We start from the raw sequence: 14924 nt of genomic DNA, 5'->3' as shown, positions 1-14924 counted from the left end.
ACGAGCGTCTTGTGTTGCCCCCTAGCCCCCACATCGTGAGGACCCTGAACGGACCCGGCAGAACCTGGTCCAAACTCAGTGTGGCACCAGCCGGGGCTCGGCGTCCAGCAAACGGATCAGTCGCCGACCCAGAAGCCGCGACCGCCGAACCAGTCGCCGTAGGCGCTGCGCACCTGGCTCATCGGGCTGCTCGACCCGCGTGAGCCGAGGTAGGAGCCGACCACGGCAGCGCCCAGGTCGTCGAGCTCCGGTGCGACCACATTTCCGTCTACCCGCTTGGCCATCGAGTCGATGAAGCGGGCTAGTCCAGGGTCGTCGCCGAGGCGGAAGAACGTCGTGTGGGCGCCGAAGCGACCGGCGTTGTCGAGCTCGCGTACGGCGTAGGCGACCGTCAGCGGGTGCGGCGGGTAGGAGAAGTAGACCTCGCCGTCGGCCTCGAGGTGCGAGGTCGGCTCGCCGTCGGTGACGATCAGCAGCACCGGCTGAGCGTTGGGGTGCTTGCGGAAGTGGCGGTTGGCCAGCAGCAGGGCGTGGTGGAGGTTGGTGCCCTTGTCCCACATGGCGTCGAGCGCGGTGAGCTCCTCGATGTCCATCACCTGCGCGTGCCGGCCGAACGCGATCAGCTGGAGCGCGTCGCCGCGGAAGCGCGACTTGATCAGGGTGTGCAGGGCGAGCGCAGTGCGCTTCATCGGCACCCAACGGCCGTCCATCGCCATCGAGAACGACGTGTCGACCAGGAGCGCCACGCAGGCCTGCGTGCGAGCCTCGGTCTCGGTGACCTCGACGTCGCGCAGGTCGAGCCGGACGCCGGCGGAGGCGTCGCCGCCCTCGGAGGCAGTGCGTACGACAGCGTTGGTGATGGTGCGGGTGACGTCCCAGGGCTCGGTGTCGCCGAACGCCCACTCGCGGGTAGCGCCCGACCGCTCCCCCGCGGCGCCGGACTGGCGCAGGTCGCGCTGCCCCTGGCGCCCGGACATCTTGTCGGCGACGTCCTTGAGCAGCGCCTTGCCCAGCTGGCGCATCGCCTTGGGCGTGAGCTTGAGCTGGCCGGTGGAGTCGCGGCGCAGGGTGCCGCTGTCGCGCAGCGCCTTCTCCAGCTCCTTGAGGGTGCGGGCGTCGACGGCGGCCTGGTCGCCGAGCTGGCGGGCGAGCTTGTCGAGGTCGACGTCGTCCATGCGCGCGCCGCCGTAGGACTGGGAGAGCTGGTCGGACAGGGCGTCGAGGTCGGCCAGGTCCTGGAGTACGCCGGTGCCGTCGCCGAGACCGAGCCCCTGCTGTCCGTCGAAGCGCTCGGAGGAGCCCCAGTCCTCGTCGGGGCGGAGGTCCTGGAGGTTGGCGTCGAGCTGGGACAGCGACTGCATCAGCTCGGGACTCCCGAACGCCTGCGCAGCAAGGGCGTCGAGCTCGTCGCGCTGCTCCTGGGTCATCGAGTTGCGCATCCGCTGGGCCGCGGCGGCGCGTTGGGCGAGCGCGTCGAGCAGCTCGTCGATGTCCTGCGGGTTCTCGGGAAAGAAGTCGCCGTGCTTGTCCATGAACTGACGGAAGTCGTCGTCGGTGTCGGAGCCCTCACGGTGCTTCGCGAGCAGGCTGTTGAGGTCCTGGAGCATCTCGTTGACCGCGGCCCGGTCCTCGTCGGTGGCGTTCTCGAGCGCCTGCTTCATGCCGGCGAAGCGCTGGTCGAGCAGCTCCCGGCCGAGCAGGTCCTTGATCTTCTCGTAGTCCTCGCGGGCCTCGCGGCTCTGCCAGTCGTAGTCGGCGAGCTCGCTGACGGCGGCCGAGGTGGAGTCGGGGAGGTTCTCCAGGCGCATCTCGGCGAAGGCCCGGTCGGCGTCGTCCATCATCGCGTCGCGGGCGAGCTGCTTGCGCTCCTCGAGGACGGCGTGGTCGAGGAGCTCCTTGACCTCCTGGAGGGTGCCGTCGAGGTTGTGCCGCTGGAGCAGGTCCTTGCGTCGCTCGGCCACCCGCCGGGCGAGGTCGTCCAGGCCCTGCTGGTCCTTGCCCCCGCGGCGCAGGAACTCACGCATCGCCCGCTCGGGGCTGTAGCCGGCCATCACGTCCTCGCCGATGGCGTCGAGCGCCTCGGCGATGTCGACCGGCGGCGCCAGCGGGTCGCCGCCGTCGTACCGCTTGAAACGGGACGCCCTGCTGTGACCTGGCCTAGCCATAGACGGTCTCGGATCCGTCGGAGTCCTTGCCGATCTTGCGGGCGAGGTAGAGGCCCTCGAGGGCGAGCTCGATGGCGCCGGCGCGCTGGCCGTCGTTGGTGGCGTCGAGGCGGTCGCACAGGTCGTCGTACAGCTCGGACTCGCCCAGCACCGGCAGGCCGGTGAGGAAGTCGCGGGCGGTGACCTGCTCACCGGTGGTGACCATCGCGCCGGACTCGATCGCGTCGACCAGCAGCGTGAGGTCGAGGCCGCGGAAGTGGGCGCGCACGGTCTCGGCGGTCGCTGTGCGGAGCAGGTGGGTGAGGATCTCGTCCTCACGGCCCTCCTCGCCGGACTCGAACTCGATCTTGCCGCCGAGCACGTCGACGGCGGTCTCGAGGTCGACGACCCGGGCGACGGCGGCGTCCTCGCCCTGCACGGTGGCGCGGTGGAGGGCGGCCGCGGCGATGGTCTCGGCCCCGGCGATCGCGAATCGCGCGGAGACGCCGGAGCGCTGGTCGACCGACGACGACTCGCGCAGGTTGCGGGTGAAGCGGGCGAGGATCTCGACCAGGTAGTCGGGCACCTCGGCCACCAGGTCGGCCTCCTGGCGGATGACGGAGATCTCCGCGTCGAGCTCGATCGGGTAGTGGGTGCGGATCTCGGCGCCGAAGCGGTCCTTGAGCGGGGTGATGATGCGGCCGCGGTTGGTGTAGTCCTCGGGGTTGGCGCTGGCCACGACGAGCACGTCGAGCGGCAGCCGCAGCACGTAGCCGCGGATCTGGATGTCGCGCTCCTCCATCACGTTGAGCATCGCGACCTGGATCCGCTCGGCGAGGTCGGGCAACTCGTTGATCGCGACGATCCCCCGGTGGCTGCGCGGGATCAGCCCGAAGTGGATGGTCTCCGGGTCACCCAGCGAGCGCCCCTCCGCGACCTTCATCGGGTCGACGTCGCCGATCAGGTCGGCCACCGAGGTGTCCGGGGTGGCGAGCTTCTCGGCGTAGCGCTCGTCGCGGTGGCGCCACGAGATGCGCAGGTCGTCGCCGTACGTCGCCACCGCCGCCTGCGAGGCGTGCGTGATCGGCTCGTAGGGGTGCTCACCGAGCTCGGAGCCCGAGATCACGGGGGTCCACTCGTCGAGCAGCCCGGACAGGGTGCGCAGCAGCCGGGTCTTGCCCTGGCCGCGCTCACCGAGGAGCACGACGTCGTGCCCGGCGAGCAGCGCGCGCTCGAGCTGCGGGATCACCGTCGTACCGAAACCGTGCAGGCCCGGCCAGGGGTCGCGCCCCTCGGCCAGGGCGGCCAGCAGGTTGTCGCGGATCTCGGTGCGCAGCGACCGGTGCACGTGCCCGGACGCGCGCAGCTCGCCGACGGTGGAGATGGTGGGAGCCTCAGAGGTTGTCACTCTCCGAACCTAGCCGCCCGCGCAATCCTGGAGCGCGGTCCAAGACGGCTCCCACGGTTCTTCACGGGGCACTAAGGTGCGCCCGGGAGCAAGACGAGGAGACACAGTGGGGCGCAAGCTGTTGGCCGTCAACGACTCGGCATGGCTGTTTGCCGAAAGTCACCGGACCCCCATGCAGGTGGGGATGCTGGCGACGTTCCGGGTGCCGGAGGACCGACCGACGTTCGTGCAGGACCTAGTGGCGCGGTGGCGTGAGTGCCACGAGTTCGCGCCGCCGTTCAACTACCTCTTCCACAGGACCCCGGTGCCGAGCTGGGTCGAGCTGCCTGACGACGAGATCGACCTCGACTACCACCTGCGCCACTCGGCGCTGCCCGGCGCCGGCTCCCAGCGCGAGCTCGGCGTCCTGGTCTCGCGGCTCCACTCGGCCAAGATGGACCGCCGCTACCCGCTGTGGGAGTGCCACGTCATCGAGGGCCAGGAGAAGGACCGCTGGTCGCTGTACATGAAGGCGCACCACTCGCAGGTCGACGGCGTCGGCGGCATCCGGCTGCTGCGCCGCATCCTCTCCGCCGACCCCGACGCCCGCGACATGCTGCCGCCGTGGGCGATCGGCACCCGCGGTCCGGACCAGTCCGGCCTCGAGGTCGCGCCGAAGCCGGCGCGCGTCCCGGAGAGGGCTGCTGGCGACGGGGGCTCGCTGCTGGTCGACGGGATCAAGAGCGGCGTCTCGGTCGCCTACTCGCTCGGCAAGACGTACGTCGAGACCGTCACCGGCCTCGGTGACGACGACCAGGCGGCACCGTTCCGCGCGCCGAAGTCGATCTTCAACGGGCGCATCCACACCCCGCGCCGGTTCGCGACCCAGCACTACTCCATCGACCGGCTGCGGGCGGTGGCCAAGGCCGCCGACGGCAGCCTCAACGACGTCTTCCTGACCATCTGCGGAGGGGCGCTGCGGCGCTACCTGACCGAGCACGACCAGCTGCCGGGCGAGAGCCTCACCGCCAACGTCCCGGTCTCGGTTCGCGAGGGGAGCAGCGCCAAGGTGGGCAACGCGATCACGTTCCTCTACGCGACGCTCGGGAGCGACATCGACGACCCGGTCGAGCGGATCACGGCGATCAAGGCCTCGACCCGGCTCGGCAAGGCGCGGCTGCCGGAGGTCTCGGGGGTCGCGATGGACGCCTACACGGCGGTGCTGATGCTGCCGTTCATGGCGCAGGCGATCCTCGGCGTCGGCGGCCGCGGGCGGCCGGCCTCCAACCTGGTGATCTCCAATGTGCCCGGCCCGGCCGAGGCGCGCTACCTCGACGGCTCGCGGATGGAGGAGATCTACCCGGTCAGCCTGCTGTTCAACGGCCAGGCCCTCAACATCACCGCCGTGAGCTACGACGGCGAGTTCAACATCGGCTTCACCGGCTGCCGCGACTCGATCCCGAGCCTCCAGAAGATCGCGGTCTACGCCGGCGAGGAGCTCGACCGGCTCGAGGCAGCACTGGCGTGACCGAGCTGCTGGCAGTCGCCGTCGCGGTGCTCGGCGCCGGGCTTGCGCTGACCGTCGTACTCCTGCTGCGGGCGCGGTCCGAGCTGAGCGCCGAGCGGAAGCGCTCGGCCGCGCTCGAGGCCGACCTCGACGCGGCGCTGCGGCCCCGGCCTGCGGCCACCGCCACCGAGCGCGCCGTACGCCGCGTCGTCGAGACGGCGACCCGGGTGCGCGAGCACGGCTTCGCCGGGCTGCTCGGGCGGTCGCTGGACGACCTGGCGAGCTGGGCGGCCGACGAGCGCACCGAGATCGCCAACATCGCGGCCTCCGACGGCACCGTCACGCTGCTCTTCTCCGACATCGAGGGGTCGACCGAGCTCAACCACCGGCTCGGTGACGCCGCGTGGGTGCGGCTGCTGGCGGCACACGACACGGTGGTCCGCTCGCGGGTCGAGCGCTACCGCGGCCAGGTCGTCAAGACCGCGGGCGACGGCTTCATGGTGGCCTTCCGCGACGCCGAGGCCGCCTGCCGCGCCGCGCTCGGGGTCCAGCGCGACCTGCGCCGCAGCCTCGACCCGAAGCTGCGGCCGGTGCGGGTGCGCATCGGCATCCACACCGGCACGGTGGTCAGCCGGGACGGCGACTACTTCGGGCGCAACGTCGCGATGGCGGCGCGGGTCGCGGACAAGGCAGTCGGCGGCGAGGTGCTGGCCAGCGCCGCGGTCGTCGAGGCGCTCGACGACGACGCTGCGGTGGAGCTGGTCAAGGCCGCGGACGTCGAGCTGCGCGGCCTGCCCGGCCGGCACGAGCTGTTCCGCGTCGAGCGGAAGGACGCCAGATGAAGCTCCAGCAACCCTGTCCCTGCGGGAGCGGCGCGACGTACGACGCGTGCTGCGGGCGGCTGCACCGTGGCTCCGCCCGGGCGGTCAGTGCCCTGGAGCTGATGCGGGCCCGCTACGCGGCATACGCCGTCGGCGACCTCGACTTCGTCTTCCGGACCTGGCACCCCCGCACCCGACCGGACGAGCTCGCGCCGGATCCGTCGCTGACCTGGACCGGTCTGACCATCGTCGACTCCGGCGACGACTGGGTGGAGTTCGTGGCGGCCTACTCGCGAGGCGGCACGGCCGGGGAGCGGCGTGAGCGCAGCGTCTTCGAGCTGCGCCGCGGCGACTGGGTCTACGTCGGCGAGGCCTCGGCCTGACGCAGCCGGAAGCTCCGGCGGCACTCCTGCTCGGCCCACCGCACCGTGCGCCAGGCCGGCGTCACGTCGATCACGACCGGTGCTCCGCGGGCGTCGAGCAGCACGTTGCCGTCCAGGGCGGCGTGGACGAGCTGGTCCGGCCCGGCTGAGCCCGGGTCGGCGTCCAGGCCGGTCGGTCGTTCGCGGACCAGCGAGTCGAGCTCGGCGTGCAGCAGCCGCCCTGCGGCGAGGGTCACGTCGAGGTCGTCGCAGACATCGGTGCCGGGCTCGTAGCGGCTCGCACCCCACCCCCGCACCACCCACGAGCCGTCGCGCGCCGGCACCGGCATGGCGATCCGCAGGTCCCGCGGACGTCGTCCCGGCCGCTCGTCGAGGCGCACCGCCAGCCGCGCCAGCAAGGGGCTCAGCCAGGCCTGCGTCTCCGGGTCACGACCGGGCGAGAGCAGCAGGTCGCCCGCTCGGACCCTGCCGCCGCGGTCGCCGGGCAACCGCGCGAGGTCGCCTGGTACGGCGAACAGGTCCAGCACCTCGGCTGGCGGCAGGTCGGGCACCGGGCCAGGCTAGTCAACGCCGGTCGCGGAACTCCGGCTCGCGGCCCTCCTTGCGGGCGAAGGTGGCCTCCTCGAAGTTGTCGGTGAGCAGCCGCAGGTAGAGCTGGCCGAGACCCTCGGAGGTCAGGTGCGCCTCGAGCGACGAGGCCGCCATCCCGGCCTGGAGCGACTTCTTGGTGAGCTCGATGCCGGGCTGCGAGAGGCGGGCGATCCGGGCTCCGGTCTCGACCGCGGCGGCCACGACGTCGTCGTGCAGCGACGAGACCAGGCCGATCCGCTCGGCCTCTTCAGCGCCGAGATCGCGCCCGGTGAGCATCAGGTCGGCGGCGCGGGTGGAGCCGATCGCCCGAGGCAGCAGGAAGCTCAGGCCGAGCTCGCTGGCGGTCAGCCCGTTGTTGATCCCGGCCGCGCGGAAGTACGCCGCCGGCGCGGCCAGCCGCAGGTCGCAGGCCAGGGCGAGGCACAGTCCACCGCCGATCGCGGCGCCGTTCACCGCCGCGATGACCGGCTGCGGCAGCCGGCGGAGGGTGAGCACGACGTCCTCGAGCAGCTGCATGGCGCGCAGCGCGTAGGCCGGCGGGGGCAGCCCCTCCAGGCCCGGTGGGATGCCGGCCGACTCCTGGTCGGCACCGGAACAGAAGCCCTTGCCGGCGCCGGTCACGACCACGGCACGGACACCGACGTCGGCGCCCACCTCGAGCAGCGCATCGCGGAACGGGACCATCACGTCGAACGACATCGCGTTCATCCGCTCAGGACGGTTGAGCGTCACCACCGCGACCGCGTCGTGCGGCCGCGCGACCTCGACGTACGACATGGTCAGCCCCTCAGATCGCCAGCAGCACCGAGGAGCCGTGCCCGAAGAGGCCCTGGTTGGCGGTGATCCCGACGCGCGCCCCCTCGACCTGGCGACCCTCGGCCTGGCCGCGCAGCTGCCAGGTGAGCTCGCAGACCTGGGCCAGCGCCTGCGCCGGCACGGCCTCGCCGAAGCAGGCCAGCCCGCCGGACGGATTGACCGGGATCCGGCCACCGATCGTGGTGTCGCCGGCGCGGAGCAGGGCCTCGGCCTCGCCGCGCTTGCACAGCGCGAGGTCCTCGATCCAGTCCAGCTCGAGCGCGGTCGACAGGTCGTAGACCTCGGCGACGTCGACGTCCTCGGGGCCGATCCCGGCCTCCTCGTACGCCGCGTGGCCGATCGACTCCTTGAACGTCCGCTCGGGCACGCCGGCCACCGCGCTCGAGTCGGTGGAGAGGTTGGGCATGTCCATGACCGTGTTGGGGAACGTCGGCGTGACCGTCGAGATGGCCTTCACCTTGACCGGGTCGGTGAGCCCGTGGCGGCGCGCGTAGTCGACGCTGGTCAGCACGACCGCCGCGGCCCCGTCTGAGGTGGCGCAGATGTCGAGCAGGTGCAGCGGGTCGGAGACGACCGCGGAGCCGAGGACGTCGTCGACGCTGACCTCCTTGCGGTAGCGGGCGTTGGGGTTGTGCAGCCCGTGCTTGGCGTTCTTGACCTTCACCTGCGCGAAGTCGGCCTGGGTGGCGCCGTAGAGGTCCATCCGGCGGCGCGCGTAGAGCGCGAAGTACGCCGGGTTGGTCATGCCGAGCAGCCGGAACCGCAGCCAGTCGGGGTCGTCCCACCGCTCCCCCGCGTTGGGTGCGAGGAAGCCCTTGGGCGTGGTGTCGGCACCGACGACCAGCGCGACCTCGCACATGCCGGCGAGGATCCGGGCCCGCGCGGTGTCGAGGGCCTGGGCGCCGGTCGCGCAGGCGGCGTACGACGTGGCGACGCGGGCGCCGTTCCAGCCCAGGGCCTGGGCGAACGTCGCGCCGGCGACGTAGCCGCCGTAGCCGTTGCGCACGGTCTCGCCGCCGACGATCAGGTCGACGTCCTGCCAGGGGATCCCGGCGTCGGTCAGGGCAGCACGCGCGGCGTGGACGCCGTACGTCACGAAGCTCTTGCCCCACTTGCCCCAGGGGTGCATGCCGACTCCGGCGACGGCGACGTCCTTGCTGGTGCTCACTGGTCGGCCTCCTGGCCCATCTCGGTCACAGGCTTCCAGCGCCAGATGGAGCGCTCGCCGGTCTCGTCGGTGTAGAGCGTCTCGACCACCAGCTCGGCCTCGTCGCCGACCTTGAGGTCGTCGACGCCGTAGCCCTTCGCCACCTGGCCGAGGACGACGAGGCCCTCGGGCAGCTCGACGGCCGCGAGCGCGAACGGCTCGTAAGGATCGGCCGCGGGGATGTAGGGCGGCGGCGGCTGGTACTGCGCGTCGGTGTAGGACCAGATCCGGCCGCGACGGGACAGCTCGACCTCCTCGAAGGTCTCGCCGTCGCACGCAGGGTTGCGACAGAACCCGTCGGCCTTGGGGAAGAACACCGTCGTGCACGTCGCGCAGCGGGTCCCGACCAGGGCCGGTGCGGCACCCGTCGTGAACCAGCCCTCGATGGCAGGTGTGGCCGTCATGCGTCCTCCGAGCGTCCGGAACTAGAACAGGTTCTCATTCTCGCACGGACGCGCAGGTGCCCGGGAAAGTACGGAACGAAATCGACCTCAAATCGGCCGATCAGGGTCGATTTCGTTCCGTACTTTCCCGGGATCTGGACTCAGCCGTTGGCGAGGAAGGTCAGCAGGTCTTGGCGGGTGAGTACGCCGACGGGCTTGCCGTCCTCCTGCACGAGGACCGCGTCGGCGTGCTCGAGCAGGGCGACGGCGTCGCGGGCGTCCTCGGTGGAGCCGATGGTGGGGAGCGCCTCGGACATGTGGTCCTCGACGGGGTCAGTGAGGCGGGCGGTGCCGGTGAAGAGCGCGTCGAGCAGGGTGCGCTCCGAGACCGAGCCGGCGACCTCGGCGGCCACGATCGGAGGCTCGGCGCGGACGACCGGCATCTGCGAGACGCCGTACTCCTGGAGGATCTGCACGGCCTCGGCGATGGTCTCGCTGGGGTGGGTGTGCACGAGCTCGGGGAGCCGGCCGGACTTGCCGCGCAGCACCTCCCCGACGGTCTGTGAGGCGGTCTCGTGGCCGCTCGCGAAGCCGTACTGCGCCAGCCACTCGTCGTTGAACACCTTGGTGAGGTAGCCGCGACCCGAGTCGGGAAGCAGTACGACGATCACGGCGGCGTCGCCCTCGGGCGTGCCCGCAAGCTCGGCGGCGAGCTGCTTCGCGGCGTAGGCCGCCATCCCGGACGAGCCGCCGACGAGCAGCGCCTCCTCGCGGGCCAGCCGGCGGGTGAACGCGAAGGAGTCGGCGTCGGAGACCTCGATGATCCGGTCGGCGATGTCGCGGTCGTAGCACTCGGGCCAGAAGTCCTCGCCCACGCCCTCGACGAGGTAGGGGCGGCCGGAGCCGCCGGAGTAGACCGAGCCGGCGGGGTCGGCGCCGATCACCTTGACGTCCGGCCCCCCTCTTTCAGCAGCGCGCTCCTTGAGGTAGCGCCCGATCCCGCTGATCGTGCCGCCGGTGCCGACGCCGCACACGAAGTGGGTGATCTTGCCGTCGGTCTGCTCCCAGATCTCCGGACCGGTGGTCTCGTAGTGGGAGCGCGGGTTGTTGGGGTTGGAGTACTGGTCGGGCTTCCAGGCACCGGGCTGCGACGACAGCCGGTCGGAGACGTTGTAGTAGCTGTCGGGGTGCTCGGGCGCGACCGCGGTCGGGCAGACCACCACCTCGGCGCCGTAGGCCTTGAGCACGTTGCGCTTGTCCTCCGACACCTTGTCGGGGCACACGAAGATGCAGTGGTAGCCCTTCGCCTGCGCCACCATCGCCAGCCCCACACCGGTGTTGCCCGACGTCGGCTCGACGATCGTGCCGCCGGGCTTGAGCTCGCCGGACGCCTCGGCCGCCTCGATCATCCGGGTGGCGATGCGGTCCTTCACGGAGCCGCCGGGGTTGAGGTACTCGATCTTGGCCAGCACCAGCGGCCCCCCGTCACCACTCCCCTCAGGCAGGTCGAGGGTGCGCGAGAGCCGCAACAGCGGAGTGTTGCCGATCAGGTCCAGGAGAGAGTTCACGTACTGCACATGATCAACATAGAGCGCCGTCCGTAGACTGCGGCACGTGGGGAAAGCCGGAGCCGCCAGAAAGTTGGCTGCCGCCGCGGCGTTCGGCGGCGGCGGCCTGTCCGCGCTCGGGGGCGGCCTCTACGGCGTACTCACCGTCGAGGCCAAGCTCGCGCGCCGCACGATCGGCAACGCCGACGGCGAGGCCCCCGACGCGACCGGCTGGTACGGCCGCGGCCGGCCCGGCCCCGCGCTCAAGATCGCGCTCCTCGGCGACTCCAGCGCCGCCGGCTACGGCGTCGACCTGGTCACCGAGACGCCCGGCGCGGTCCTGGCCAACGGGGTGGCGGAGCACGCCGACCGGCGGGTCTACCTGCGCGAGGTGTGCAAGGTCGGCGCCGAGTCCTCCGACCTGGGCGGCCAGATCGACCGCGCGCTGCCGATCGAGCCCGACGTGGCCGTGATCCTGATCGGCGCCAACGACGTCACCCACACCGTGCTGCCGTCGCAGTCGGTGCGCCACCTCTCCGAGGGCGTACGCCGCCTCGTCGACGCCGGCGTCGAGGTCGTGGTCGGCACCTGCCCCGACCTGGGCACGATCCAGCCGATCATGCCCCCGCTCAAGCAGGTGGCCCGCGCGTGGTCGCGTCGGCTCGCCGCCGCCCAGACGATCGGGGTGATCAAGGAGGGCGGGCGCACCGTCTCGCTCGCCGCCGTCCTCGGTCCCGAGTTCGCGGCCGCGCCGGCCCTGCTGTTCGGCCCCGACCAGTTCCACCCGTCCGCCGAGGGCTACCGGTCGCTGGCGACGGTGCTGCTGCCGTCGGTGCTGGCCTCGCTGGGCCTGGCCCCGGACGACGAGGAGCGCCCCGAGCCCTACCGCGGCGAGGGTGTGCTGCCGGTCGCCGCTGCCGCCGTACGCGCCGTGGCCATGCCCGGGACCGAGCTCGACGGCACCGAGGTCGCCGGCAACCGCGCCGGCGTACGCGGGCTGTGGGTGGAGCTGCGGCACCGCCGCCGCCGGCCGCAGGCCGAGGGCGAGGGCCCCGACGCGGGCGACGGCGCCGACCAGCCGGTCCAGGAGCAGGCGTCCAGCTGACGAGGCGAGGCGTGGTGTGATGACGCCCTGGTTGTCCGCATGGGCTGCCGAGAACCACATGGAAGGCGCGAGATGCCTCAGTTCGCAGTCCTCATCTACAGCGATGACTCCGCCCACGAACCTGACAAGACCGCTGCCACCTCGGACGAGATCGCCGTCTGTGACGAGCACGCGGAGGAGCTGGCCTCGAAAGCCACCATGACCGCTGCCTGGGCCTTCACGCCGCGGGCCATGGCCAAGTCAGTTCGCGCCGAGGCGGTCACGGACGGGCCTCTCGTCGACTCACGCCAAGTGGTTGCTGGTGTCTACATCCTCGACGCTCCCGACCTGGACGCTGCGCTCGCCACGGCGGCAACCAACCCGGTCCTGCGGCAGGGAGGTGGGCTCGAGGTCCGACCCATCCACAGTGGGGGTCCAACAGACGCACCGCAGCCCTGACGCGGGTGCCTCACCCTCGACCTACTGGTCGCCTCCGGACACGGCAAAGGCCCCGGGGGTCTCCCCTCGGGGCCTTGCAGTTGTCGACCGAGCGTGTCGGTCGCCTGATCAGTCCTGGCTGAAGAACGCCAGGATGCGGAGCAGGTTCGTGTAGATCCAGACCAGGCTCACGGTCATCGCGAACGCGGCACGCCACGACTCCCGCTCGGGCAGGCCGTTGGCCACACCCTGCTCGACGAAGTCGAAGTCCATGATCAGCATGAACACACCGAGCACGAGGCCGGCGACGGCGGTGATCATGCCGAGGCCGCTGACGCCGAACAGTCCGGTCTGGACCCCGAAGAGGCTCAGGACCAGCGACATCATGCTGAGGCCGATCATGCCGAAGACACCGGCGATGACCATCTTGCGGAACTTGTCGCCCACCTTGATGTTGAGCACCTTGTAGGCGGTCAGCGTGCCGGCGAAGGCGGCGAAGGTACCGATGACGGCACCGGACACGACACCGTCACCGAACTGGGCGTCGAAGAGCTTGCTGATGCCACCGAGGGCCACGCCCTCGAGCGCGGCGAACCCCAGCACCAGGGCCGGGCTGATGACGCGCTTGAACGAGTTGACCATCGAGAGCGCGAACGCGCCCAGGCTGCCGATGGTGACGGCGGCGATCAGGGGACCGAGGTCGGCGTCGGACGACACGTCCGGGCTGAGGATCCAGGTGGCGAGCGCGGTGATGATCACGACGCCGAGCGTGATGGCGGTCTTCTGGACGACCGAGTCGATGGTCATGGGCCCCGTGGATACCGGGGCATGCGTGGCGGGGGTGCCGGGCTGACCGGGCTCGCCGGTGCCCCAGGTGGAGGGGTCGGTGCCGTAGCCCTGGTAGGTGGCAGCGCCGCCGCCCCGCTTGAACTCCTCGGAGCGGTTGAACACGGGGTTGTTGCTCTGCATTGGTCTCCTCCTTGGAGGCCGGGTCACCGTCTCTCTGACGGTGGATCTGTCTAGACCCCAGTCTAGGGCCTGTACCGAGTCCAACGTCGGCGCGGGCGCGGGCGTTCCCGCAAACCTGAGAGTTCCTTGTGAACCTGACGCTCAACGGCGGCGCTGGACCACCCGCACGGTCACCACCTGGCGCGAGGTCGGCTGCACGCTGAGCAGCCGCCCGTCACGCCGTACGACGCGGCCGTTGTCGACGCGCACGACGTAGCCGCGGGGGTAGTGGATCGGGCTCACGAAGACCTGCGTCGGTGCGGTGATCCGGCGGTCGGGCCGGTAGCGGTAGGCGAACGCACCCGTCTTGGCGTCGAAGCGCATCCGCAGCGGCGTACCGGCGGTGGCCTGGGCGTAGGTGCGCACCAGGCGCCGCAGCTTGGCCTTCTTCACCGTCGTCAGGTCGCGGTCGTCGCGGAACAGGCCCTGGGCGTTGTCGGCCGTGGTGGGGTCGTTCCAGAACTTGTAGGCCCAGTGGGTCCAGCCCATGAGGTGGCGGTCGGCCACGTCGGCGTCGATCTCGATCGCGCGGATGTTGTCGGTGGCGCCCCACTCGGACATCAGGGGTACGGCGTTCATCTCGCGGGCCTGGCCGAGCGCGTGGCGCTGCCGGTCGTTGGCGAAGTCGGTGCAGTTCTCGACGTCGCCGCCGGGGATGCCCTGCGACTCGAGGAACACGTCGGGGCAGTAGCTGTGCCAGGAGAGCCCGAGCTGGCGCTCCCCCACCATCTTCTCGAAGAACGTGTCGAGCTTCTGGCCGCCGGCGAACTGCTGCGGCTCCCACCACACGATGTTGCGCTGGTCGATCTTGCGGATCGCCCGCGTGGCCTTCTCCAGCGCCGGCTGGAGCTCGTTGGCGTACGACGAGGGGCAGCCGTCGACCAGGCAGGTCTCCCACTCGGTGCCCATCCAGGGCTCGTTGATCAGGTCGTAGCCCATCAGGTAGGGCTGGCGCTTCCACTCCTTCGCCGCGACCCGCCAGGCCGCGACCCAGCCGTCGAGCAACCCGTCCTGGTTGGCCCAGAAGTTGTCGAAGACCGTGGAGACCTCGGGGGTCCAGTAGCCGGTCGGGAACGGTGCGACCACCGGCGGCAGCGCGTTGTACGGCGCCGGCCGGATCACCGCCCAGTCGGGGGCACCCTCGCCGCCGTAGATCTCGTGCCACTGGTCCTGGTGGGCGTCGAGCTGCATCCATATCTTCTGCCCGGCGAGCAGGTCCATGACCCGCTGCCACCGCTTGAGGTACGACGGGTCGCCCTGGCCGGGCGCGTCCGGGGTCAGCCCGGCCCACAGCGTGCCGATCCGCGCGCCGTTGAAGCCGTGCCGGGCCAGCCACCGGGCGTCGCGCGCCTGGAAGCCGGTGACCTTGGCCGGTGGCGCGTAGGGCTTGCGCTTGTAGACGAGGTTGAGCCCGTGCACGATCACCACCCGGCCCTGCGGGTCGACCAGCCAGCGACCCTTACGCCGCAGCTGCGGCGCAGGCCCAACGGTGGTTGAGGAGGTTGCGCTGGCAACCGTCTCGAAACCCCCGACTGCGCTGGTTGAGGAGGTTGCGCTGGCAACCGTCTCGAAACCCCCGACGCCGAACGTGGGCACCATGAGCGCCGC

General features: G+C 71.3%; 14 protein-coding genes. 5 read left to right on the top strand and 9 right to left on the bottom strand.

The window, feature by feature from the left end:
• Positions 1-116: 116 nt before the first annotated feature.
• Together BLR90_RS07465 and BLR90_RS07460 are read right to left on the bottom strand one after the other, a co-directional pair.
• Positions 117-2165, bottom strand: a complete 2049-nt coding sequence (locus tag BLR90_RS07465) for a vWA domain-containing protein (protein WP_091024069.1) — start codon at positions 2163-2165, stop codon at positions 117-119.
• Positions 2158-3552, bottom strand: a complete 1395-nt coding sequence (locus tag BLR90_RS07460) for a MoxR family ATPase (RefSeq protein WP_091024067.1) — start codon at positions 3550-3552, stop codon at positions 2158-2160. The genes BLR90_RS07465 and BLR90_RS07460 overlap by 8 nt, the downstream gene beginning before the upstream one ends.
• Before the next feature lie 76 nt (positions 3553-3628).
• On the opposite strand from BLR90_RS07460, the gene BLR90_RS07455 reads away from it, so the two are divergent.
• From BLR90_RS07455 to BLR90_RS07445, 3 genes are read left to right on the top strand one after another with little or no spacing between them, the layout of a single operon-like run.
• On the top strand, positions 3629-5059 hold the full coding sequence (locus tag BLR90_RS07455; protein ID WP_307725108.1) for a WS/DGAT/MGAT family O-acyltransferase: 1431 nt from the start codon (positions 3629-3631) through the stop codon (positions 5057-5059).
• Positions 5056-5880, top strand: a complete 825-nt coding sequence (locus BLR90_RS07450; protein WP_170254412.1) for an adenylate/guanylate cyclase domain-containing protein — start codon at positions 5056-5058, stop codon at positions 5878-5880. The genes BLR90_RS07455 and BLR90_RS07450 overlap by 4 nt, the downstream gene beginning before the upstream one ends.
• A complete protein-coding gene (locus tag BLR90_RS07445; protein ID WP_091024063.1) occupies positions 5877-6242 on the top strand; it encodes a YchJ family protein in 366 nt (121 codons plus the stop codon). The genes BLR90_RS07450 and BLR90_RS07445 overlap by 4 nt, the downstream gene beginning before the upstream one ends.
• Here BLR90_RS07445 and BLR90_RS07440 read toward each other — a convergent pair.
• The 5 genes from BLR90_RS07440 to BLR90_RS07420 form a co-directional block, all read right to left on the bottom strand.
• On the bottom strand, positions 6218-6793 hold the full coding sequence (locus BLR90_RS07440; protein WP_091024061.1) for a hypothetical protein: 576 nt from the start codon (positions 6791-6793) through the stop codon (positions 6218-6220). The two genes, BLR90_RS07445 and BLR90_RS07440, sit on opposite strands and share 25 nt — an antisense overlap.
• Before the next feature lie 13 nt (positions 6794-6806).
• Positions 6807-7610: an enoyl-CoA hydratase gene (locus BLR90_RS07435; RefSeq protein WP_091024059.1), complete on the bottom strand. Its 804-nt coding sequence runs from the start codon at positions 7608-7610 to the stop codon at positions 6807-6809.
• A gap of 10 nt (positions 7611-7620) precedes the next feature.
• Positions 7621-8817 (bottom strand): lipid-transfer protein, encoded by a 1197-nt coding sequence (locus BLR90_RS07430; RefSeq protein ID WP_245715200.1) that lies wholly within the window; start codon positions 8815-8817, stop codon positions 7621-7623.
• A complete protein-coding gene (locus BLR90_RS07425; RefSeq protein ID WP_091024057.1) occupies positions 8814-9260 on the bottom strand; it encodes a Zn-ribbon domain-containing OB-fold protein in 447 nt (148 codons plus the stop codon). The genes BLR90_RS07430 and BLR90_RS07425 overlap by 4 nt, the downstream gene beginning before the upstream one ends.
• Positions 9261-9400: 140 nt before the next feature.
• Positions 9401-10816, bottom strand: coding sequence for a cystathionine beta-synthase (locus tag BLR90_RS07420; protein ID WP_091024055.1), 1416 nt, complete (start codon positions 10814-10816; stop codon positions 9401-9403).
• Positions 10817-10853: 37 nt separating this feature from the next.
• Here BLR90_RS07420 and BLR90_RS07415 point away from each other — a divergent pair, with 37 nt between their 5' ends.
• Both BLR90_RS07415 and BLR90_RS07410 read left to right on the top strand, forming a co-directional pair.
• Positions 10854-11891, top strand: coding sequence for an SGNH/GDSL hydrolase family protein (locus tag BLR90_RS07415; protein ID WP_091024052.1), 1038 nt, complete (start codon positions 10854-10856; stop codon positions 11889-11891).
• A gap of 72 nt (positions 11892-11963) precedes the next feature.
• Entirely contained in the window at positions 11964-12329 is a 366-nt protein-coding gene (locus tag BLR90_RS07410) for a YciI family protein (RefSeq protein WP_091024050.1), read from the top strand.
• A 108-nt stretch (positions 12330-12437) separates the two neighbouring features.
• On the opposite strand, the gene BLR90_RS07405 is transcribed toward BLR90_RS07410, so the two are convergent.
• Together BLR90_RS07405 and BLR90_RS07400 are read right to left on the bottom strand one after the other, a co-directional pair.
• Entirely contained in the window at positions 12438-13277 is an 840-nt protein-coding gene (locus BLR90_RS07405) for a Bax inhibitor-1/YccA family protein (protein ID WP_091024048.1), read from the bottom strand.
• Positions 13278-13418: 141 nt separating this feature from the next.
• Positions 13419-14741 carry a cellulase family glycosylhydrolase gene (locus BLR90_RS07400; protein ID WP_170254411.1) on the bottom strand — a complete coding sequence of 441 codons (1323 nt, stop codon included), beginning with the start codon at positions 14739-14741 and terminating at the stop codon, positions 13419-13421.
• Positions 14742-14924 lie beyond the last annotated feature (183 nt).

This window comes from Nocardioides szechwanensis (assembly GCF_900103935.1).
GTDB lineage: Bacteria > Actinomycetota > Actinomycetes > Propionibacteriales > Nocardioidaceae > Nocardioides > Nocardioides szechwanensis.
The sequence above is the reverse complement of the archived record's forward strand: the minus strand, read 5'-3'. Positions and strand labels throughout refer to the sequence as shown.